Source organism: Streptomyces sp. NPDC005492 (assembly GCF_040605995.1).
Lineage (GTDB): Bacteria > Actinomycetota > Actinomycetes > Streptomycetales > Streptomycetaceae > Streptomyces.
In genome coordinates, this window is sequence record NZ_JBEXDX010000020.1 from 55,064 (window position 1) to 76,000 (window position 20,937).

At 71.7% G+C, this 20,937-nt stretch carries 17 protein-coding genes and 1 pseudogene; 13 read left to right on the forward strand and 5 right to left on the reverse strand.

What is annotated here, in order from left to right; translation table 11 throughout:
- The first annotated feature begins 204 nt into the window (after window positions 1-204).
- Window positions 205-999, forward strand: coding sequence for a pectate lyase (locus ABZT04_RS25695; protein WP_356059330.1), 795 nt, complete (start codon window positions 205-207; stop codon window positions 997-999).
- Between the two features lie 40 nt (window positions 1,000-1,039).
- On the opposite strand, the gene ABZT04_RS25700 is transcribed toward ABZT04_RS25695, so the two are convergent.
- On the reverse strand, window positions 1,040-1,795 hold the full coding sequence (locus tag ABZT04_RS25700) for a PaaX family transcriptional regulator C-terminal domain-containing protein (protein ID WP_356059331.1): 756 nt from the start codon (window positions 1,793-1,795) through the stop codon (window positions 1,040-1,042).
- Between the two features lie 74 nt (window positions 1,796-1,869).
- Between ABZT04_RS25700 and ABZT04_RS25705 the strand changes: the two genes are divergently transcribed.
- Together ABZT04_RS25705 and ABZT04_RS25710 are read left to right on the forward strand one after the other, a co-directional pair.
- Window positions 1,870-3,537, forward strand: coding sequence for an acyl-CoA dehydrogenase family protein (locus tag ABZT04_RS25705; protein WP_356059332.1), 1,668 nt, complete (start codon window positions 1,870-1,872; stop codon window positions 3,535-3,537).
- An 86-nt stretch (window positions 3,538-3,623) separates the two neighbouring features.
- Window positions 3,624-5,618, forward strand: coding sequence for a HEAT repeat domain-containing protein (locus ABZT04_RS25710; RefSeq protein WP_356059404.1), 1,995 nt, complete (start codon window positions 3,624-3,626; stop codon window positions 5,616-5,618).
- A gap of 501 nt (window positions 5,619-6,119) precedes the next feature.
- Here the strand turns inward: ABZT04_RS25710 and ABZT04_RS25715 are convergent.
- Window positions 6,120-6,704, reverse strand: coding sequence for a hypothetical protein (locus ABZT04_RS25715; RefSeq protein ID WP_356059333.1), 585 nt, complete (start codon window positions 6,702-6,704; stop codon window positions 6,120-6,122).
- A gap of 215 nt (window positions 6,705-6,919) precedes the next feature.
- Between ABZT04_RS25715 and ABZT04_RS25720 the strand changes: the two genes are divergently transcribed.
- From ABZT04_RS25720 to ABZT04_RS25735, 4 genes are all read left to right on the forward strand, one after another.
- Entirely contained in the window at window positions 6,920-8,071 is a 1,152-nt protein-coding gene (locus tag ABZT04_RS25720; protein WP_356059334.1) for an exo-alpha-sialidase, read from the forward strand.
- 133 nt (window positions 8,072-8,204) lie between these two features.
- Complete coding sequence (locus ABZT04_RS25725; protein WP_356059335.1) at window positions 8,205-8,882, forward strand: uracil-DNA glycosylase; 678 nt, start codon at window positions 8,205-8,207, stop codon at window positions 8,880-8,882.
- Complete coding sequence (locus ABZT04_RS25730) at window positions 8,879-9,901, forward strand: BadF/BadG/BcrA/BcrD ATPase family protein (RefSeq protein ID WP_356059336.1); 1,023 nt, start codon at window positions 8,879-8,881, stop codon at window positions 9,899-9,901. Before ABZT04_RS25725 ends, ABZT04_RS25730 begins: the two co-directional genes overlap by 4 nt.
- Before the next feature lie 95 nt (window positions 9,902-9,996).
- Window positions 9,997-10,920: a hypothetical protein gene (locus ABZT04_RS25735; RefSeq protein WP_356059337.1), complete on the forward strand. Its 924-nt coding sequence runs from the start codon at window positions 9,997-9,999 to the stop codon at window positions 10,918-10,920.
- Window positions 10,921-11,002: 82 nt separating this feature from the next.
- On the opposite strand, the gene ABZT04_RS25740 is transcribed toward ABZT04_RS25735, so the two are convergent.
- Both ABZT04_RS25740 and ABZT04_RS25745 read right to left on the reverse strand, forming a co-directional pair.
- The gene (locus ABZT04_RS25740) at window positions 11,003-12,040 is read right to left on the reverse strand and encodes a lactonase family protein (protein WP_356059338.1); all 1,038 of its coding nucleotides are present in this window, start codon (window positions 12,038-12,040) and stop codon (window positions 11,003-11,005) included.
- A 297-nt stretch (window positions 12,041-12,337) separates the two neighbouring features.
- Window positions 12,338-13,831 carry an FUSC family protein gene (locus ABZT04_RS25745; RefSeq protein ID WP_356059339.1) on the reverse strand — a complete coding sequence of 498 codons (1,494 nt, stop codon included), beginning with the start codon at window positions 13,829-13,831 and terminating at the stop codon, window positions 12,338-12,340.
- Between the two features lie 170 nt (window positions 13,832-14,001).
- Between ABZT04_RS25745 and ABZT04_RS25750 the strand changes: the two genes are divergently transcribed.
- From ABZT04_RS25750 to ABZT04_RS25775, 6 genes and pseudogenes are all read left to right on the forward strand, one after another.
- Window positions 14,002-14,478, forward strand: coding sequence for an Lrp/AsnC family transcriptional regulator (locus tag ABZT04_RS25750; protein WP_356059340.1), 477 nt, complete (start codon window positions 14,002-14,004; stop codon window positions 14,476-14,478).
- 19 nt (window positions 14,479-14,497) lie between these two features.
- Window positions 14,498-15,178 (forward strand): HAD family phosphatase, encoded by a 681-nt coding sequence (locus ABZT04_RS25755; RefSeq protein ID WP_356059341.1) that lies wholly within the window; start codon window positions 14,498-14,500, stop codon window positions 15,176-15,178.
- 62 nt (window positions 15,179-15,240) lie between these two features.
- A pseudogene (locus tag ABZT04_RS25760) lies at window positions 15,241-15,590 on the forward strand (hypothetical protein); the annotation flags it as partial.
- 308 nt (window positions 15,591-15,898) lie between these two features.
- Complete coding sequence (locus ABZT04_RS25765) at window positions 15,899-16,579, forward strand: class I SAM-dependent methyltransferase (protein ID WP_356059342.1); 681 nt, start codon at window positions 15,899-15,901, stop codon at window positions 16,577-16,579.
- A 125-nt stretch (window positions 16,580-16,704) separates the two neighbouring features.
- Entirely contained in the window at window positions 16,705-18,432 is a 1,728-nt protein-coding gene (locus tag ABZT04_RS25770; RefSeq protein ID WP_356059405.1) for a SpoIIE family protein phosphatase, read from the forward strand.
- 543 nt (window positions 18,433-18,975) lie between these two features.
- Complete coding sequence (locus ABZT04_RS25775; protein ID WP_356059343.1) at window positions 18,976-19,191, forward strand: hypothetical protein; 216 nt, start codon at window positions 18,976-18,978, stop codon at window positions 19,189-19,191.
- 152 nt (window positions 19,192-19,343) lie between these two features.
- Here the strand turns inward: ABZT04_RS25775 and ABZT04_RS25780 are convergent, their stop codons facing one another.
- Window positions 19,344-20,900, reverse strand: coding sequence for an MFS transporter (locus ABZT04_RS25780; RefSeq protein WP_356059344.1), 1,557 nt, complete (start codon window positions 20,898-20,900; stop codon window positions 19,344-19,346).
- Between the last annotated feature and the right edge of the window lie 37 nt (window positions 20,901-20,937).

A 20,937-nucleotide genomic window follows, 5' to 3' on the forward strand; every position in this document is an offset into this window, starting at 1 on the left:
GACCATCGGCATCGTGACATGGACATGAGCCCCATGGAAGCGCTCCCACTCTCCGAATAGTTTCGGCGTGAGGCGTTGACTAGAAAGCGCTTGCACCCTACGTTCCGTTCAGATGTGTGACCGCGGCATCCGCGACCGCACTCACCGTTCACGTACAAGACCAACCACACCCCGCGACAACGACCTCGGAGAAGGAATCGGGACATGACTTCTTCCTTACGGCCCCGCATGCTCACCGGCGCGGCGGCGGCCTTCGGCCTCTCGCTTGGCATGCTTATGACATCCGGTGCCCTCTCGCCGGCCAGTGCCGCCACCTGGCCCACCGCGAGCGGCAGCCAGGCGGTCACCTCGACCATCTCGGTCTCGGGCACCAAGGACTACGGGATGCTGCGCCTGTACGGCAGCGGCGACCTGGGCACGGGCAGCCAGGACGAGGACCAGGGCCCCATCCTGGAACTGGCCCCCGGCGCCGTCGTCAAGAACGTCATCATCGGCTCCCCCGCCGCCGACGGCATCCACTGCCTGGGCAGTTGCACGCTGCAGAACGTGTGGTGGGAGGACGTGGGCGAGGACGCGGCGACCTTCCTGGGCTCCTCGTCGTCCAACGTGTACACCGTCTCCGGCGGTGGCGCGAAGGAGGCCAGCGACAAGGTGTTCCAGTTCAACGGCGCCGGAACGCTGAACATCTCCAACTTCGCGGCGCAGACCTTCGGCACCTTCGTCCGCTCGTGCGGCAACTGCAAGACGCAGTACAAGCGCACGATCAACCTCAACACCATCGAGGCGACCTACAAGGGCAGCAGGATCGTCGGCATCAACACCAACTACGGTGACAGCGCGACCCTGAAGGCCATCACGATCGTCGGGGACACCAGCAAGAAGATGATCCCCTGCCAGAAGTACATCGGAAACAACACGGGCGCGGAGCCGCCGACCAACGGCACCGGCCCGGACAGCACTTACTGCAAGTACACATCCTCGGACATCACCTACAAGTGAGCCTCCGACGGTGACTGCGACCGTGCCGGGCCCCCTCGGGTCATGCCGGGTTTCCCAGCACGGTCGCGGTCAACTCCCGCTGGTGGCGCGTGTACGCGGTGCGCAGGGCGTGGCCCGGCCAGTCGGCAGGCAGGAGTTCGGGGGGCAGGACCGGGTCGGCGAGCAAGTGCCGTACGGCGGCGGCCAGTACGGTGAAACGGTCGGCCGGAGAGTCTGCGGTGGCGGTGATCCTGGCGAGCAGCGCCTCGGCCGTCTTCGCCCAGGTCTCAAGTGGCCACAGATCCATGACCAGTTGACGGGCAGGCTCCTCGGGCCGGGTGGTGAAATGCCGGGCGACCGCGCCGAGTTCGTCCGGTCGGGGCCGTAGCAGATTGGCCGGGCGGAGCCAGACTCCCTCGCGGAGTTCGGCGAGGCGGAGTGCGGTCAACTCGCCGCGCAGTTCGGCGCGTTCGGCGGGGCCGCGGCCGGTCGCGGTGACGACGGTCATCTCCCAGTCGCCGTCCCACGGGCGGGTCTCAGGGTGGACGGCGATGTCCTGGCGGCGCTGGCGTTCCAGCAGGCGGTCGCTGAGTCGGTAGACCGCGTCCGTGCTCCGCAGGTCCCCGGCTGCCACCATCCGGCTGAGGGCGGCCCGCAGGGTGGATCCGGCGACACCGAGCGGTTCGACGGCGCGGAGCAGATCCCGTACGGGCAGCTCGGGCGGATGCGTGCCGAGCAGCAGGCTGAGGACGACCGACCGCGCGGACAGCGGGCGCAGGTCCACGTCGCCGGGCCCTTCTGACATGTTCATCCGCATGGCCTCGTACTCTATGGGGCAGTTCTCGTGTTACATCATTGCTGCGGTCGCAGCATTAGTGCAACACTGCCCGTATGGCCCAGACACTCGCGCACACACCGCCGCACCCGCCGAACGCCACGCACGACGTCACCAACCAGCCTCCGTCCCTGGCCCCGTACGACGCCTCCGATGACGCGGCCCTGCTTGAGGGGCTGCGCCGGGAGGGCGCCGGGTGGGCAGAGGAGGACGTGCGGCGGCTCGGGCGCTCGGCTGGGAGCGAGGAGGCGCAGGAGTGGGGTGAGCAGGCGAACCGGTACGAGCCGGAGCTGCGCACGCACGACCGGTACGGGAATCGCATCGACGAGGTCGAGTTCCACCCGAGCTGGGATCGGCTGATGGGGGTCGCCGTCGCCGAGGGGCTGGCCGGCGCGCCCTGGGCGGACGAGCGCCCCGGCGCACATGTGGCCCGTACCGCGGGCGGACTGGTGTGGGGACACACCGACGCCGGGCACGGCTGCCCGACCTCGATGACGTACGCCGCAGTCCCCGCCCTGCGCGCCCAGCCCGAACTGGCCGCGGTCTACGAGCCGTTGCTGACCAGTCGCGTGTACGACCCGGTCCTGCGCGTGCCGACCGAGAAGCGCGGGCTGCTGGCCGGGATGGGGATGACCGAGAAGCAGGGCGGCTCGGACGTCCGTACGAACACCACTGCGGCCACCCCCACCGCCGAGCCCGGTGTGTACAGGCTGCGCGGGCACAAGTGGTTCACGTCGGCGCCGATGTGCGACGTGTTCCTCGTGCTGGCACAGGCTCCGGGCGGGCTGTCGTGCTTCCTGGTGCCGCGCGTGCTGCCCGACGGCAGCCGCAACGTGTTCCGTATCCAGCGGCTGAAGGACAAGCTGGGCAACCGGTCCAACGCGTCCTCGGAACCCGAGTTCGACGGGACCGTCGCCTGGCTGGTCGGGCCCGAGGGACGCGGGGTCAAGACGATCATCGAGATGGTCAACTGCACTCGGCTGGACTGCGTGATGATGTCGGCGACGCTGATGCGCAAGACGATCGTCGAGGCGGGTCATCATGCGCGGTACCGGTCCGCGTTCGGCGCGCGGCTGCTCGAACAGCCGCTGATGCGCAATGTGTTGGCCGATCTGGCGCTGGAGTCGGAGGCCGCGACGACTCTCACGCTGCGGCTGGCGGGCGCTGCGGACCGTGCGGTGCGCGGGGACGAGGCCGAGTCGGCGTTCCGCCGGATCGCCACCGCCGTGGGCAAGTACTGGGTCACCAAGCGCGGCCCGGCCTTCACGGCGGAGGCCCTGGAGTGCCTCGGCGGCAACGGCTATGTCGAGGAGTCGGGCATGCCCCGCCACTACCGCGAAGCTCCGCTCCTCTCCATCTGGGAGGGCTCGGGGAACGTCAACGCCCTTGATGTGATGCGAGCGTTGACCCGGGACCCCGGCACGGCGGAGGCGCTGTTCGCCGAACTCGCCCTGGCGCGGGGCGTGGACAGCCGTCTGGACGCGGCCGTGACCCGGCTCAGGACCTGGTTGGGCGAGGCCACCGAGACGGGAGCCCGCCGGCTGGTGGAACACATGGCCCTCACGCTCCAGGCCTCCCTCCTCGTACGGCACGCCCCCGCCGCGGTCGCCGACGCCTTCTGCGCGAGCCGGCTGGGCGGCGACTGGGGGCACGCCTTCGGCACCCTTCCCGACTCCGCCGGCCTCGACACGATCCTGGCCCGCGCCCTGCCCGAAGGGGACTGACCCTCGGTCGCCTCTCGATTCCGCTTCGTTGTCAGTGGCGTGGTGCAGACTCGTGATCGTTGGCACTTCGTCTGGGGGAGGACAACGTGTTCACGGGGATCGACGAGGTCGACTGGGCCACACTGCGGCATGCGTGCGGCAGTGCGGCGGACGTGCCCGGACTGCTCAGGGGACTGGCCGCCACGGACCCCGTCGAGCGGGCGGGCGCGCTCGACGGGATGTACGGGGTGGTGCACCACCAGGGGATCGTGTACGACTCGACCCTCGCCTGCGTTCCGTTTCTGTGCGCGCTGATCGCTCGCGAAGAGGTGGCGGAGCGGGGCGAGTTGGTGGAACTCCTGATCAGCATCGGCCAGGGACACGGGCTGCGGGGGAGCGCGGATGCCGCCGTCCGCGCCGGGGCCGAGGCCTTCGCCGGCCTCGTCGGAGACCGGGACCCCGGCGTGCGCCTGGCGGCGGCGGAAGCAGTCGTCCGGTTCCTGGACCAACCCGCGCGCGTGCTCGGCCTGTTGCGGCAGCGGATCACGGTGGAACGCGACGACCGGGTGCTGCTCGCCCTCGCCGAGAGCCTCGGCCTGTTCGTACGCCGGCACCCGGCCCACGCCGACGAGGCGCTGGACATCCTTCTGATGCTCGGCACTCCGCCCTACGCCCCCGGGCTACGGCTCGCCGCGCTCGGCCAACTCGCGGGCTGCGCACCGCATCTCCTCCCCGCCGACCTGGTGCCGACCGTCGTCGGACTCCTCGAGGAGCGGTCCGAGCGCCGCCGGTCGGGCCACCACCTGGACTCAGACCCGGACACACTCGCCTGGCGGTTACGGCGATCGCGGCCCTCGGACGAGGAGGGCGCGGATCTGATGCGTACGCTGCACACCGCGCTCGGTGGGCGGCTGACGGACCGGATCGCCCTGCTGGACGGGCAGTTGACCAGTCCGGACCTGTCCGACCGGTGCAACGGTGTGTGGCTGTCGGCGGGACTGTTCCGCGAGTGGCGGGGCGACCACTCGGCGACCGTCGAGCTGGTGGGTCGGCAACTCGACGCGGGGTCTGACCTGTTGCGCGACGCCGCCGTGTCCGTCCTCGGGGACCTCTACCATCTGGCCGCGCCTGCCGCCGATCACCTCCACGCGCTGGTGAGCGCACGCCCGGACCTGTGGGTGCGGCGCTGGGGGCGTGGGGCGCCGCCGACCCTGGGCGGCCCGCTCAAGGCCCTTGCCCGCAGCGGAGATCCACGGGCGACGGCGGTGCTGGCCGAGATACTGGCACGGCCGGTGCTGCCCGACGATCTGGGGCGGGTGATCGTCCACCTCGGCCGGTCCGCCGCACCACTCGCCCCGGCGCTACGACACCGGCTCGGCCGGGTACCCCTCGACTCCCCCGAGACGTTCGACCATGCCGTACCGCTCCTGTCCGCGCTGACCGCCCTCGCCGACCGGGAGGCCGTACCGGAGGTGCTGCGGCTGTTGCGCGGGATGCCTGAGGGGGTGCGGTCGAGGCAGCGGATCGTGGAGTCTGCGGTTCGGGCGCTCGATGCGTTCGGGGGTGGTGCGGACGGGGTTGTACCGGTGCTGCGGGGGCTGTTGGGGTCCGAGTGTGCGGCTGTGGCCGCCGGTGCGTTGTGGTCGGTGGAGGGGGATGCGGCGGCTGTACTGCCGGTGCTGGTACGGGAGTTGGACGGTGTGGATGCGGGTCGGCGGCGGGCTGCCGCGGAGGTGGTGGCGCGGCTGGGGTCGTCTGCCGTGGCCGCGTCACCCGGGTTGTCGCGGATGATCGCGGCGGAGTGCGAGGGGGAGCGGACGGTGGGCGCTTGTGCGTTGCGGCGGGTCACCGGGGAGGTGGAGAGGGTTGTTCCGGTGCTGCGCTCGGCCTGGACGGAACATCCGCGGGTGCGGGGCGCCATCGCTGTGTGCCTGCTCGACATGGGGGCGGCCGCGTCGCCTCTGCTGGACCTGGTTGAGGCTGAACTCGCCGCTCCGCGACGGCATTTGGTACGGGCAGGTGGGCATGGGGGTGGGGATGTGTTGGAGGACGAGCGGTTGTTGGGGGTGTGTCGGGAGGTGTGGGTGGGGCGGAGGCGGTGAGGGGCCCGGCATGTGGCTGCGAAGGGTCGGGGGCCTTGTTCGACCGTGGCGAGGCGTGCAACGCGTCTTGCGGCCCTCAGTTGGAGCGTGCTCGTGGACACGAGGGCCGAGACTTCCTGGAGGACGAGCGGATGCTGAGGCCGTGTCGAAAAGTCCCGGCCGGTGAGACCCGGTAGGTGTGGGGGCGGGCATGGCGAGAGCCTCCGCCGTGTGCGCTCGCCGCAGCGGAGCGCACAGCCCGTCTCTCAGCCGCAGTTGGCGCATGCCGGCCGGCACGGCAGCCCGCTCGTGCCGGAAGGTGCGGGCCCGGTCAGGCCGGTAGGTGTGCCCGGCATGCCGCCAGCAGCAGGCCAGGGGCATCCATCGGGTCAGGACGCACAGCCCGCCCCTCGGCCCCAACGGCCGGGCCGTGCCGGAAGATTCCGGCAGGTCAGGCTCGGTTAGGGGTGCCCGGCCTGCGGCCGCAGCAGGCCAGGGGCACTCCCCGTCGCGGCCGGGCGCTCAGCCCGTCTTGCGCCCCCACAGTGGGCCGAAGCGTGCCCACTCCTCGTCCCACTGGTCCATGCGGCGGCGTTCCAGACGGATGCGGAGGGCGCGGGCGCCGACGAAGGGGACGGCTGCCGCGCCGACGCCCAGGAGGGTTCCGATGAGGGTGGCGCGCAGTTGGGCCTGCGAGGGGGTGGCGGGCTTGGTGACCAGGTGGCCCTGCGGGTCAGTCCAGACGGTCACCGGGGTGCCCAGTTCGCTGCCGGAAGGGACACGTATCTGGCCGGTGTGCGAGGAGCCGTCCGTGGCCGTCCAGCGGACCTTCGCCCAGACCATCTCGCTGTTCGTCCGGCTGGAGTTGGCCGGGGCAGGGCCGGGCGCGTCCTGTGTCACCAGGGCCACAACGGGTTTCCAGTCGACGCGTTCCTGAGCCAGCTCGTGCTCGACGGACCTCGTCGCCGTCAGACCGGCGAGCACACCGGCGAGGACTGTGATCAGCCAGGCGCCGAGCACGATCCACGACTCCACCGCATCGGCGCGGCGCTTGAGCGGATTGCGCCGCCACCGCCACAGCCACACCTTCGGACCTCGGAACGCCATCGAAGGCATCCTCCTCATGAACGCACTGACACGCCGAACCGCCCTCCCATACGGGAGACGTCTCCCCGATGCTCACGACGAATACCCCGAGTCGGCGTTCCCATGGCTGCCCGGGCTCGCGGAGGTGGTGGGCGCGGGGTCACCGCAAATCCGCCCACACCGACCGGACCCGGCGCCCTGACCTGGGGTGATGGCGATTCCGGGGGCCACTGTCAGTGGTGAGGTGCAGACTGGCCAGGGAGAGGGGCGAAGTCGCCAAAAACGCGGTGGAGGTGATCGGCATGACTGAGGTGCTGCTCGCGGTGGGTACGCGAAAAGGCCTGTTCATCGGGCGCAGGCGCGGTGGCGTCTGGGAGTTCGACGAGAGTCCGTACTTCAACGCGCAGGCACTGTATTCGGTCGCCGTCGACACACGGGGCCCGACACCGAGACTGCTGGCCGGTGGAGACAGCGCGCACTGGGGTCCGTCCGTGTTCCACTCCGACGACCTGGGCCGCACCTGGGCCGAGCCCACGCGGCCGGCCGTCAAGTTCCCCAAGGACACGGGTGCTTCACTGGAGCGGGTGTGGCAACTGCACCCGGCGGCCGCGGAACCGGACGTGGTGTACGCGGGGACGGAGCCGGCCGCGTTGTTCCGCTCCGAGGACCGCGGCGAGAGCTTCGAGCTGGTACGCCCGCTCTGGGAACACCCCACCCGTTCACGGTGGGTGCCGGGCGGTGGCGGAGAGGGACTGCACACCGTCCTCACCGACGAGCGCGACCCGCGGGCCGTGACGGTCGCCGTGTCGACGGCCGGCGTGTTCCGGACGAGCGACGGGGGCGCGAGCTGGGAGCCGTCCAACTCCGGTGTCTCGGCGGTGTTCCTGCCGGATCCGAACCCGGAGTTCGGCCAGTGCGTGCACAAGGTCGCCCAGGACGCGGCGACCCCGGACCGGTTGTATCTGCAGAACCACTGGGGGGTGTACCGCAGCGACGACGCGGGCGCGCACTGGACGGACATCGGTGAGGGCCTGCCGTCCACGTTCGGCTTCGCGGCGGCGGCCCATCCGCACCGTGGCGACACGGCGTATGTCTTCCCGATCAACGCCGATTCCGACCGGGTGCCCGCCGAGCACCGGTGCCGGGTCTTCCGTACGGCGGACGCGGGCCGGAGTTGGGAGCCGCTGACGGCGGGCCTGCCGTCCGAGGATCATTACGGCACGGTGTTGCGCGACGCGATGTGCACGGACGGCGCGGACCCGGCGGGCGTGTACTTCGGCAATCGCAACGGCGAGGTGTTCGCGTCGGACGACGACGGCGACAGTTGGCGGCAGTTGGCGTCCCATCTCCCGGATGTGCTGTGCGTGCGCGCCGCGGTCCTCGCATGAAGGCGGGAGCGACCTGGGCCGGAACTCCCGTGCGGGCAGGATTCGTTCAGAGCCGTCGACGGTTCGGTCGCTCTCGGTCGGGCTCGGCCCTCCGGTTGATCGCCGGGCCCTGTACGGCAGTAGGGTGACGCCCGTGGCACCACGACCGTTGCATGAGATCGTCGAACCGGGCTGGGCGAAAGCTCTGGAACCCGTGGCCGGACGCATCGCCGGGATGGGGGAGTTCCTGCGCGCGGAGATCGCCGCCGGGCGGACCTATCTACCGGCCGGACCGAATGTCCTGCGCGCCTTCCAGCAGCCCTTCGACGACGTCCGCGTCCTGATCGTCGGACAGGATCCGTATCCGACCCCGGGGCACGCGGTGGGGCTGTCCTTCTCGGTGGCCCCCGAGGTACGTCCGCTGCCGCCGAGCCTGCTCAACATCTACCGGGAGCTCAACACGGACCTGGGGCTCCCCCAGCCGTCGAACGGCGATCTGACGCCGTGGAGCCAGCAGGGGGTGCTGCTGCTCAACAGGGCGCTCACCACAGCTCCGCGGAGTCCCGCGGCCCATCGCGGCAAGGGCTGGGAAGAGGTCACCGAGCAGGCCATACGAGCGCTCGCGGCGCGTGGCAAACCGCTGGTGTCGATCCTGTGGGGCCGCGACGCCCGCAACCTGCGCCCGCTCCTGGGCGACCTGCCCTCGGTGGAGTCCTCCCACCCGTCCCCGATGTCGGCCGACCGCGGCTTCTTCGGCTCACGCCCGTTCAGCCGCGCCAATGACCTGCTGGTCCGGCAGGGAGGACAACCGGTGGACTGGCGCCTGCCGTGACCGTGCCGGAGGACGGTGCGGACGGGGTGGCGGATGCCGTCGGCGGGTTTCTCGCCGTGGACTCCGGAGGTTCAGGGCTCCGTGTCGTCGTAGGCGGGGCCGGTCGTCCGGTGTCCGGTCCACTCTCATCGGGGCAGGCCGTTCGGACCGGTGCTCGGGGGATCGACGCCGGGCATCTCATGGAGCAACTGGTGCCCATGGTGCGCGCCCTGGTCGGTGCGGACGCGGTGGGTGGGTTGGGTACGGCTGTGATCGGGGCCGCCGGTCTCGCCACCCTCGGTGACGGGTTGCGGGCCGAGTTGCCGGGGGCGCTGGCCCGGGAGTTCGGGGTGCGGACGGTCGCGCTCGTCGCCGATGCTGTCACCGCCTATGCGGGCGCCCTCGGGTCCCGGCCCGGTGCCGTGGTGGCCGCCGGTACCGGACTCATAGCGATCGGCACGGATCTGATCGACTGGCGGCGGGCCGACGGCTGGGGCCACCTGCTGGGTGACTGTGGTGGCGGGGCCTGGATCGGGCGGGCGGGGCTGGAGGCGGCGCTGCGTGCGTACGACGGGCGGGAAGGCGGCTCGGGTGCGCTGTTGAGCCGTGCCGAGGATCAGTTCGGGGCGGTGTCGGGGTTGCCGGGCAAGCTGTATCCGCGGCCGGACCGTCCCGCCGTACTCGCGTCGTTCGCGCCCCAAGTCGCCGCGTGCGCCCCGGACGACCCGGTGGCCGCCGGCATCCTGCGCGCCGCCGCGCGGTGCATGGCCGAGTCCGCCGTCGCGGTCTGCCCGCCCACCGGAGACCCCCAAGTCGCCCTCACCGGTGGGCTCTTCAAGATGGGCGACCCCCTCCTCGTACCCCTGCACGAGGAGTTGGCGAAGCGGCTGCCGCACGCCCGGCGGGTTCCGGCGGAAGGTGATCCGCTGGACGGCGCGGTGCGGATCGCGCGCGATCTCGCGGCGGGCGCCCTCACACTTCCGGGCGACGACGTGATGGTGCGCGTGGTGACCTCAGGGAGACGAGGTGATCACTTCTGATCCGGACGTAACTCATCAGACAAAACAGGACGGATACCGCTCACCTGCACCCTCCCCGAACAGGGGAGCCCAGGAAGCCAGTAACATGCGTCGCCATGAGCTCCCCCACTGGGCCCGCGTCCGGCCTGCCAGTACGAATGCCGCGACCTCGCCAGCCCGGGCGGCACCGCCGACCCGAGCCGCTGGCGGCTCCCGAGGGCGCGCCCGCGTTCGTCCTCGCCGTGCCGGGTACGCCCAGCGCCGCCACGCGCAGCCTCGCCGAGGAGGTCGTGAGCATCGCCCGCTCCGAGCTGCCCGGTCTCGACGGGCGCATCGGTTACCTCGACGGGGACGACGCCGAGTTCCCCACGCTGACGTCCGTGCTCGCGCACGCCGCGGAGGAGCGCACCGCCCGCTTCGAGCAGGCCAGGGCCGCCGGTGCCGACGTCAAGGAGCCCGACGGTCCCGTGGCTGTCGTGGTGCCGCTGCTCGCCGGTCCGGACAGCGCGCTGCTGCGCCAGGTCCGCCAGGCGGTCATGGACAGCCGGGTCGCGGCCGACCTGACCGATGTCCTCGGCCCGCACCCGCTGCTCGCCGAGGCGCTGCACGTGCGCCTCTCCGAGGCCGGTCTGGCCCGTGCCGACCGCGCCAGGCTGTTCAACGTGGCCACCGCCGCGGACGGCATCGTCCTGGCCTCGGTGGGTGGCGAGGAGGCCGTGCAGGCGGCCGGGATCACCGGGATGCTGCTCTCCGCGCGCCTCGCCGTGCCGGTGATGGCGGCCGCTCTGGACCAGGACGGTTCGATCGCGGCCATCGCCGAGCAGTTGCGGGGTTCGGGCTCGCAGCAACTCGCTCTGGCGCCTTATCTGATCGGTCCCGAGATCGACCCGGAGCTGCTCCAGGCGGCCGCCGCCGAGGCGGGCTGCGCCGCCGCCGAGTCGCTCGGCCCGTACCCGGCGATCGGCAAGCTGGCCCTCGCCAAATACACGACGGCGCTGGGTATCGCCCCGCCTCAGCCGCAGGGCGCGCCGGTTCGCTGACCCACCCCGTACGTGTAACGCCGTAGCGCCGACAGGGCCCCTCCTCACGCGGGAGCGGGCCCTTCGGCATGTGGGCCCGGGCTTAGCCGAACACCACGCAGGACGCCGCGGTCACCTGGATCGAGCCGCCGCGCCGGGGTACGCCGGTGGTGGGGTCGACGGCGAACCAGGTCACGTCGCCGGACCGCTCGTTCGCCACGTAGAGATGGCCCCCGGCCTCGGTGATCGCGCGCGGCCAGTGGCCTCCGCAGGGCACCGTCCCGACCAGGCGCAGCCCCTCCCCCTCGACGGCGAGCACGGACAGGACGTCCTCGCCGCGGGTCGCCGTCCAGACGAAACGGCCGTCCGGTGAGGTCACGATGCCCGAGGGGTAGGCGGCCTCGCCGGCCGGGGCGCCGGGCAGTACCGATGTCTCGGTCAGCGGCTTGAGTGAGCCGTCCTCGGCGTCCCAGCGGCAGACGGTGACGGTCGGGGTGAGTTCGTTGGCGATGTAGGCGTGGCTGCCGTCCGGGTGGAAGGCCAGGTGACGGGGGCCCGAGCCGGGTCGGAGGGCGGTCTCGCGGTGGAGTACGGGGCGTCCGGCGTCCAGCGTGCACACCCGTACGGAGTCGGTGCCGAGGTCGACGCTGACGGCCCAGCGGCCGCTCGGGTCGGGCTGGACCTGGTGGGCGTGCGGGCCCTGCTGGCGCTGTTGGTGCGGTCCCGAGCCGACGTGCCGGACCTGTCCGGAGGGGCGGTCGGAAAGCGTGCCGTCCGGGCGGACCGGAACGGCGGTGACGGTGCCGGAGCCGTAGTCGGCGGTCAGCACGTGCCCCGCGAACAGACTCAGGTACGTCGGTCCCGCGCCACCGATGTGCACCGGCGCCCCGAGCAGCTCGGGCTTGTCGCCGTTGACACGGAACGCGGCCACCGCACCCTCGGCCGTCTCGCTGACCGAGTACAGGGTCTCCCCGTCACTGTCGAGGGCCAGGTACGAGGGGTCGGGGACGCCGTCGGCACTGCCCAGCACGGTCAGCGCGCCGCTGTCCGCGTCCACCGTCGCCGCGACGACACCCGGTCCGCCCGCCGCCGTGAACGACCCGATGAAGGCCCGCCGTTCACGCCTGCCGCCGTCTGTCACCGCTGTCCCCTCTCGGTTCTGTGCTGTCGGGGGTGACGGTAGCAGTCGATCACGAGCGGTCTAGACCAAAGCGGCTACTTGGTCACCGGGGGCATGCCTGTCCTGGTGCGCACGGGCTTGGCGAGTTCGGTTTAGGCGCGTTCCAGGCTGTGAAGATGGGCCGGCGGGGGTTCTTCGGGCGGCCGTGAACTGCGCCGCGCCGCCCTCGGCGAGCCTTCCACCACCATCTCCACGCGCCGACAGCCAGCGGCCTGGCGGGCGTTACACGAAACCCCGAGCCCGCCAGACCACTCCCCCTCAAGCCCCCACAAGCCGCGAACCCGACCGCACCCGCAACGGCTCAGCCAGCTCCACCAAAGCCCGTTCCACACCAAGGAGATGAGCCAGCGCAGGTTCCGCAGGCGGTCGGGTCGGAGCAGCCGTGAACGTCGCTCCGCCGCCCTCGGTGAGCGCCTCCACCGCCCTCTCCACTCGGCGGCAGGCGTCCGACAGGCGGTTGTCGTGGGAGGTCTCCGGGGCGGCGGTCGCCGTGGTCAGGCCGTGGATCTCGTGGGCGCAGTCGTCGAGGAGGGCTAGGACTCGGTGGGCGCGGCGTTTGCGGTCGAGGGCGGGGTTCAGCGGGTGCACGAGGGGGGCTACGGACTGCCGTACCCGGGCCAGGAGTTGTTCGAGTTCGGCGACGCGTGCGGCGGGGTCGGCCGTGGTGGAGCCGGCGAGGCGGGCGGTGGCCTCGGCGGTGCAGGTGTGGACGCAGTGCAGGGCGCGTTGGATCCAGGCGTCCGTGGTGGTGTGGGTGGTCACCGGGAGCACGAGGAGGACGGCCAGGACCGCGCCGAGCGCGCCGACTCCGGTCTCCGCGAAGCGCAGCGCCAGCAGGCCTGGAGTCAGGACGCCCAGGAGGCCGTAGAGGAGCTCGGCCAGCAGGGTCACCGCGAGCATCATCCAGGTGTAGGAGACGGAGGCCGAATAGAAGATCGTGAAGACGCAGACCGCGACCAGGATCGCGGTCGGGACGACGGCGCCGTGGAGCGGTACGGCGACGAGCAGGCCCAGGCCGATGCCGAGGACCGTGCCCAGGACGCGGCGGAAACCGCGGACCACGGTCTCTCCGCGCGAGGCGGTGTTGACGAAGATCCACCAGGTGGCGCCGACGGCCCAGTACCAGCGCTGTCCGGACACCAACTGGCCGACGACGAGCGCGAATCCGGCGCCCGCGGTCGCCTGGACCGCCTGTCGCGTGGTCACCCGGGCCAGGCCGCGGCCGGCCGACGGGGCGGGAACGGCGGGTGGTGGCTGTCGGCGCTCGTAGCACCACAGGCCGAAGCGGACCGCCGCCGCGCTGAGCACGGAGAGCGCGACGGCCGCATACAGCGCGGGCAGTTGGGCGGTGGTCGCGTGCAGGAACTGCGCCACGAAGAAGGTCATGAACGCGAACACACCGAGGCTGTGGCCGCGCGGTCCCCAGCGGCGGGCATAGACACCCGCGCCGACGACCGCGAGGAAGGTGAGGTCCCGGGCGACCGGGTGGTCGTGCAGTGCGGCCGCGGCGGTGAGCACCGGCAGTCCCGCGCAGGGCAGCAGCGCGGTGGTGACGGCCTGCCCGCGCACCGTGGCGTCCGTGACCGTGAACAGGGCGAGCAGCGCGGCGAGACCGCCGGTGACGGCGCCCGCGAGGGACTGCCCGGTCAGCCCACAGACGACGACCGCGAGGCCGATACCGAGGACGGCCCGACCGGCGAACCGCAGCCGCGTCCGCCCCGGGTCCGGAGCCACGAACACCCTCTTCAGCACTGTTTCCCGCCCCCTGCGCACACCCGCACGAAAAAGGCGCCGCGGAGGTCCGCAGCGCCATCGACCGGCCCATCACAGCATCATCGGGGCGACTGGCTCAAGTGACTCTCGAAGCAGTGGGCCATTGGCACAGGGTCATTGTAATGAAGCCATTGGTACAGTCGTGGGCCATGAGCGTGGACGAACTCGACACCCGCATCCTGCGGCTGCTCCTGGAGGAGCCGCGTACCAGCGTGCGCGAGTACGCACGGCTGCTCGGCGTCGCCCGGGGCACGCTCCAGGCCCGGCTCGACCGGCTGGAGCGGGACGGGGTGATCACCGGTACGGGTCCCTTCCTCTCCCCCGCCGCGCTCGGCCACCCGGTGCTCGCGTTCGTGCACATCGAGGTCACCCAGGGGCATCTCGACGAGGTGGGGGACGCGCTGGCCGCCGTACCGGAGATCGTCGAGGCGTTCTCGATCACGGGCGGCGGAGATCTGCTCACCCGGGTCGTGGCACGGGACAACGGCCATCTGGAGGATGTGATCCAGCGGCTCATCAGCCTGCCGGGAGTGGTCCGCACCCGCACCGAGATGGCGCTGCGCGAGCGGGTACCGCACCGACTGCTGCCGCTCGTGGAGGCGGTCGGCCGCGCGGCCGGGAAGTGACCCTTGGCATCCTGAGCGCATGAGCAATCTCGGCGGCCTCTCGGTCATCTTCGATCTGGACGGAACCCTCGTGGACAGCGAGCCCAACTACTACGAAGCCACCCGGCAGACCCTCGCCGAGCATGGTGTCCCGGAGTTCACCTGGGCCCAGCACGAGCGCTTCGTCGGCATCAGCACCCAGGAGACCCTTGCCCTGCTGAAGGAGCGTCACGGGCTCACGGCGCCGCTGGAGGACCTGCTCGCGGAGACGAACCGCCGTTATCTGGCGCTGGCCCGGACGGCCACGCGTGTATATCCGGAGATGCGGAAGTTCGTGGAGCTGCTGGCGGCCGAGGGTGTGCCGATGGCGGTGGCCTCGGGTTCCTCGCCGGAGGCCATCGGGGCGATCCTGGCGGGCACCGGGCTCGACGCGTGGCTGCGGACCATGGTCTCGGCGGACGAGGTGGCACGGGGCAAGCCCGCCCCGGACGTCTTCCTGGAGGCCGCGCGCAGGCTCGGGGCGGCTCCGGCCGACTGTGTGGTCCTGGAGGACGCGGCTCCGGGCGCGGCGGCGGCGCGGGCGGCGGGGATGCGCTGCATCGCGATCCCGTATGTGGCCGCGCAGGCCGACGCCGCCGAGTTCGCCACGGCGGGGCTGCTGTTGCGGGGCGGGCAGGCGGAGTTCAGCGCACAGGCGGCGTACGACTGGCTGGCCGGCTGACCCGACTCCCGGGCCGTAAAACCCGAATGCGCCCGCTTGTTCGGTTCTGGGACCATGCCGGAATGATCGACCGACTCGAACCGCTGGTCATCCGGCACAGGCTCCGCGTCCCCACGCCCACGGGTCCCGTGGGTGAAGGCGCCGCCGCCGCACGGCAGTTGGACGCCGTGCTGCTGTCCGTGGAATTCAAGCTCTCCGCGGAGCTGCGGGAACGGCTGTCGGGACTGTCCGAGGAGACGGTCGTCCGGATCGCCGGACGCACCCTGCGGACCGTGCGCGAGCTGGTCGCGAGTTGATCGCGACGGCAGGCGACCGGATCACCGTGCTGCACGCGGGCGGTGACCTGGCCGATGAACTCACCGCCCTGTACCTGGCGTTGGCGGGCAGCGACACTCCGCTCGGCGAGGAGCACGACGGTCCGGTGACCTACATCGGGCTGCGCCGCCCGGACGGGCTGCCCGAGGGTTCGCGGATCGTCACCCCGGAAAACCTGCGCGACCTGATCCCCGCCTGACTCCTACCGTCGGCCGTGGCGAGGCCATGAACGGGCTTCCTTCTCACACCTTCTTGTATCCAGTCCGTTCGCCTTCCTCGCCCTCGACGTTCCGTGAGGGGTGCCCCGGGGCGTCCCTCACGGCGTTTCCCCACCTAAACCGCGCTTTCCCCACTTGTGGGACAATCCACTATGCGCGGAAGAAAGGTCATCGAAAGGCCACTGCAGTGAGCAGAGCGAAGGACGGGACCGGCTACGACAGGCTGCGGCTCGACCGCTCAGGTCAGGCCGAGGCCTTCGATGCCATCGGTGACCGGTACGACGAGGCCTTCCCGCACAAGGAGGGCCAGATCGCCGCCGGTGACTGGCTGGTCGAGTCCCTCGATCCGGGCTCCCGTGTGCTGGACCTCGGCTGCGGCACGGGTGTGCCGACCGCCCGACAGCTCGCGGACGCCGGTTTCGAGGTCGTGGGCGTGGATCTGTCGGGGCGGATGGTGGAGCTGGCCCGGGAGTACGTGCCCGCCGCCACGTTCCATCAGCTCGATCTCGCCGACCTGCGCCCGGGTGGCCCCCGTGACCTGGGCCGTTTCGACGGTGTCGCCGCGTTCTTCTCCCTGCTGATGCTGCCGCGCGCGGAGATCCCCCTCGCGCTGCGCACGATCCACCACCTCTTGAACCCGGGCGGCCTGCTCGCCCTGTCGATGGTGGAGGCCCATGTGGACGACTTCGAGATCCCCTTCCTCGGCCACACGATCCGGGTCTCCGGCTATCTCCTCGACGACCTGCACCGGATCCTGGACATCACGGGCTTCGAGATCGTCAAGGAGACCTCGTACACCTACGCCCCGGCGGTGGCAGACGTCCCGCCCGAGGAACAGGTCTTCCTCTGCTGCCGACGGCGCGACTGAGGCCGTAGGACGGACACCGCGGCCCTCGGCCGCACCAGTGGACGGGACGAAGTGTGACGGAGCAGCACAGCCCCCGCGACGGCCCCGCCGGAACCGCCCGGCGAGGCGCCTCGTCGAGCGGACCGATGCCCCTCACGCGGCCGGAGCCCGTGCCGCAGACCGACCGGCTCCAGTACCTGGACGTGGCCACCCGGCGGATCGCGCGCGGGATGGACCTGGACGAGACGCTGCGGGAACTGCGGTGGGCTGCGGTGCCCGCCTTCGCCGACGCGATCGTCATCCACCTGCACGACCCGCTGCCCGTCGGGGACGAGAAGTCGGCCGTGCCCGTCGTGCTGCAGTTGCACAGCATCGACCGGGCGCCGGAGGCGAGGTCGGCGCTGCTGATGCCGCACGCCGAGTACGCGGACGTGACCGAGCGGGTGCAGCCCGCGCCCACCGGCCGGCTCTCCCGACTGCTGATGGCCGGACAGCCTGCCTTCGGCGACGCGCCCGGCATCGGCCCCGCGGTGGCCGAGCTGCTCGGCCCCGCGGCGAGCGCGCCGGGGACGCTGCCGCCGGGCCGCCGACTGATCATCGCCCCGTTGCACGGCCGCCACCACGTCATGGGCACCGTCGTCCTGCTGCGCCGCCCCGATCGGCCCGTGTTCACCGGCGACGACCTGCTCGTCGCCTCCCAGCTCGCCACCCACACCGCGATCGGCGTCCAGAAGGCGGTGATGTACGGCCACGAGGCCTCCGTCGCGGACACGCTCCAGCACACCATGCTCCCGTCCTCGCTGCCCGAGCCGACCGGCGTGCAACTGGCCAGCCGCTATCTGCCCGCCTCCAAGACCGCGCAGGTAGGCGGCGACTGGTACGACGCGATACCGCTGTCGGGCAACCGGGTCGCGCTGATCGTCGGCGACGTCATGGGCCACTCCATGACCTCGGCCGCGATCATGGGCCAGCTCCGCACCATCGTGCAGACCCTCGCCGGTCTCGACCTGCCCCCGCACGAGGTGCTGCACCACCTCGACGAACAGGCCCAGCGGCTCGGCAGCGACCACATCGCGACCTGCCTGTACGCGATCTACGACCCCATCTCGCACCGCCTCCTCATGGCCAACGCCGGGCACCCGCCCCCGATGCTGCTGCGTCCGAACGGCCACGCGGAGGTCCTGCGGGTGCCGCCGGGCGCCCCGATCGGGGTCGGCGGTGTCGTCTTCGAGTCGGTGGAGATGCCGGCGCCCACCGGCACCACCCTGGTGCTGTACACCGACGGCCTGGTCGAGTCCCGTGACACGGACGTGGGGACGGGCGTGGAGGCCCTGCGCACCCATCTCCACTCCACCCCGTACCGACACCGCCTCTCCTCGCTGGAGCGGCTGTGCGACCGGATCCTCGCCGCGCTGGCGCCGGGCCCCCGCGACGACGACATCGCCCTCCTCACCGCCCGCTTCGAGGGCTTCCCCCCGGACAGCGTCGGCTACTGGCACCTGGACCCCCACCCGCTCACCGCGGGCCAGGCCCGCCGGCTGACCCGCAGGGTGCTGCGCCGCTGGGGTCTGGACGCCCTGCTCGACACCACGGAGCTCCTGGTCAGCGAGGTCGTCACGAACGCCGTGCGGTACGCCTCCCGTCCGATCTCCCTACGGCTGCTGCGTACCGACGTGCTGCGCTGCGAGGTGACCGACGACTCGCCCCAGGTGCCCCGGATGCGGGAGGCGGCCCTGGGCGACGAGGACGGACGCGGGCTGTTCCTGGTCGACCACCTCGCCCTGCGCTGGGGTGCGACGCGGCTGAGCACCGGCAAGGTCGTGTGGTTCGAGCAGCGCATCCCGAAGGCACGGCCCGAGCACAGCGGGGCGTGACTCCGCCGCGGGCGTCGATGGGTCGGTCCCGGTGCGCTCCTGGGCGATTGACGTGGGCTTTCCCGTCCTGGCGTGGGCGAACGGCGGTCACGCACCACACCTGCGACGCCTACGAGATCTGTGAACTTCGGGAGAAACACCATGTCCGAGAGGGCCGAGCCGGTTCGTCCCGTCCTGGAACCCGCCGCCCGGGAGTTGTCGAAGGCCGGGCCGTCGGGGCATCCGGTGTGGAGGACAGAGCACATCGAGACCGGCGTCGACGACCGCGTCGGTTCCCGAAGTCGGCCTCGACGACGGCCCGTTCGACGGGTGAGTCACGACCCACCGCCTCGGTCACCTCCGGGTGTCCACCCTGGAGGCCGCGGCCCAGCGCCTCCGGCGCACACCGGCTGCCCTCACCCGCTCCCCCGCACCCTGCCTCGCGGTCCGGGTGCACGTGCCGGGCACGGCGACCCTGCTCCAGGACGGGCGGCCGGCCGTGGCGGAGGCCGATCTCCGCCGGATCACCGGGACCGCGATCGACGGCGGAACGGAGTGGCCGCGGTGCTGTCGTCGATCCTGCGCACACCGGCCGCGTCCATCGGCTCCGAGGTGGCCGACGCCACCCTGACCCGCCCGGACCCGGCCGGTACCGGCGGTCATCTGCTGGTCCGCGTGCGGGAGCACATCGACCGGTGTCTCGGCGATCCGGCGCTGTCGCCGGAGACGATCGCGCGGGCCCACCGGATCTCCGGCTGGAGGAGTGCGCCCGTGAATTGACCCGCGCCCGCGGGCGCGCCCACCGTGTCCGCGGTGGCCCGGCGCCGGGGTTTCGTGAGCGCGCCGCACTTCGGCCGGGCCTTCCGTACGGCGTACGGGGTCTCCCCAGTGAGTGGCGCGGTCTGCGCACCGCGTCGTACGGACAGCGGTCCTCACATCGGACCGGCCGCACCGGCGCCGCCCTTGAGGCGTTCCAGGTCGGAGGGGCGCACCTGGATCACGACCAACGCGATCAGCGCGGCGACCACCGTGAAGATCGCGGCCATGACGAAGGCGGCCGACGCGCCGGCGGTGAGGACGTGGTCGCCCCAGGTGCCCGGGAGCTGCCCGGTGCGCTGGAAGCGGATGCGCTCGGCCGGCGTGGCCTGTGCCAGGAACGCGGGGATCTGGTCCTTGGCTTCGTTCCTGCTGGCGGTGCCGAACATCGTGACCAGGATGGACAGTCCGAGCGAACCGCCCACCTGCTGCATGGCGTTGAGGAGTCCGGAGGCCGCGCCGGTGTCCTGGACGGGGACGTCGGAGAGCGCCATCAGGGTCAGCGAGACGAACTCCATGCCCATGCCCAGGCTGAACACGAGCATCGGGCCGAGCACGCTGCCCAGGTAGGTGGAGTCGACGTCCGTGAGCGTCAGCCAGGACAGGCCCGCCGCCGCGAGGACCGCGCCCACCACCATGAACGGTTTGGGCCCGTAGGTCGGCAGGAACCGTGAGGCCAGGCCGGCGCCGACCGCGATGACCGCGCTGACGGGCAGGAAGGCGAAGCCGGCCTCCAACGGGCTGAAGCCCAGCACGTCCTGCACGAAGAGCGTGAGGAAGAAGAACATGCCGAAGATCGCGGCGGCGAGGCAGAGCATGATGCCGTACGTGCCCGCCCGGTTGCGGTCGCGGAACATGTGCAGCGGGGTGATCGGCTGCCGGGAGCGCCGCTCGACCAGCACGAACAGGGCGAGGACGAGCACGGCCGCGGCGAACGAGGCCAGGGTGAGCCAGTCCCGCCAGCCCTCCTGAGCGGCCCGGATGAAGCCGTACACCAGCAGCACCATGCCCACGGTCGAGGTCAGCGCGCCGGTGATGTCGAAGTGGCCCGCATGGCGTTCCGACTCGCGGATCCAGCGCGGGGTGGCGAGGACGATGAGCAGTCCGATGGGCACGTTGACGAAGAGCACCCACCGCCAGTTCAGCCACTCGACGAGGATCCCGCCCATCAGCAGCCCGATCGCGCCGCCGCCGGCCGAGACACCGGCGAACACCCCGAACGCCCGGTTGCGTTCCGGGCCTTCGCGGAACGTCGTGCTGATGAGGGCGAGGGAGGTCGGGGAGGCGATGGCACCGCCGACGCCCTGGAGGGCGCGTGCGGCGAGGAGTTCGCCGGAGTTCTGGGAGAGCCCGCCGAGCAGGGAGGCCAGCACGAAGAGCAGCACGCCGAACACGAACACCCGGCGTCGGCCCAGGATGTCGCCGGCCCGGCCGCCGAGCAGCAGCAGACCGCCGAAGGTGAGGGTGTAGGCGTTGACGACCCAGGCCAGGCTGGTGGTGGAGAAACCCAGCGAGCTCTGGATGTGCGGGAGCGCGATGTTCACGATGGTGATGTCCAGGACCACCATCAACTGGCAGGACGCGATGACCAGCAGCGCCATGGTGTTTCCGCCACCGCCCGCGTCCCGGGTGGTGGTCTGCTCCGCGGAGGCTTGCTGAGGGCTGCTGCTCATGTCGGGTCGCACTCACGAGACGTCGGCGGACGGAGGC

Coding starts and splice junctions, on each gene's coding strand:
- ABZT04_RS25695 (WP_356059330.1), top strand. CDS start 205: ATGACTTCTTCCTTACGGCCCCGCATGCTCACCGGCGCGGCGGCGGCC.
- ABZT04_RS25700 (WP_356059331.1), bottom strand. CDS start 1,795: ATGCGGATGAACATGTCAGAAGGGCCCGGCGACGTGGACCTGCGCCCG.
- ABZT04_RS25705 (WP_356059332.1), top strand. CDS start 1,870: ATGGCCCAGACACTCGCGCACACACCGCCGCACCCGCCGAACGCCACG.
- ABZT04_RS25715 (WP_356059333.1), bottom strand. CDS start 6,704: ATGGCGTTCCGAGGTCCGAAGGTGTGGCTGTGGCGGTGGCGGCGCAAT.
- ABZT04_RS25735 (WP_356059337.1), top strand. CDS start 9,997: ATGAGCTCCCCCACTGGGCCCGCGTCCGGCCTGCCAGTACGAATGCCG.
- ABZT04_RS25750 (WP_356059340.1), top strand. CDS start 14,002: ATGAGCGTGGACGAACTCGACACCCGCATCCTGCGGCTGCTCCTGGAG.
- ABZT04_RS25755 (WP_356059341.1), top strand. CDS start 14,498: ATGAGCAATCTCGGCGGCCTCTCGGTCATCTTCGATCTGGACGGAACC.
- ABZT04_RS25770 (WP_356059405.1), top strand. CDS start 16,705: ATGCCCCTCACGCGGCCGGAGCCCGTGCCGCAGACCGACCGGCTCCAG.
- ABZT04_RS25780 (WP_356059344.1), bottom strand. CDS start 20,900: ATGAGCAGCAGCCCTCAGCAAGCCTCCGCGGAGCAGACCACCACCCGG.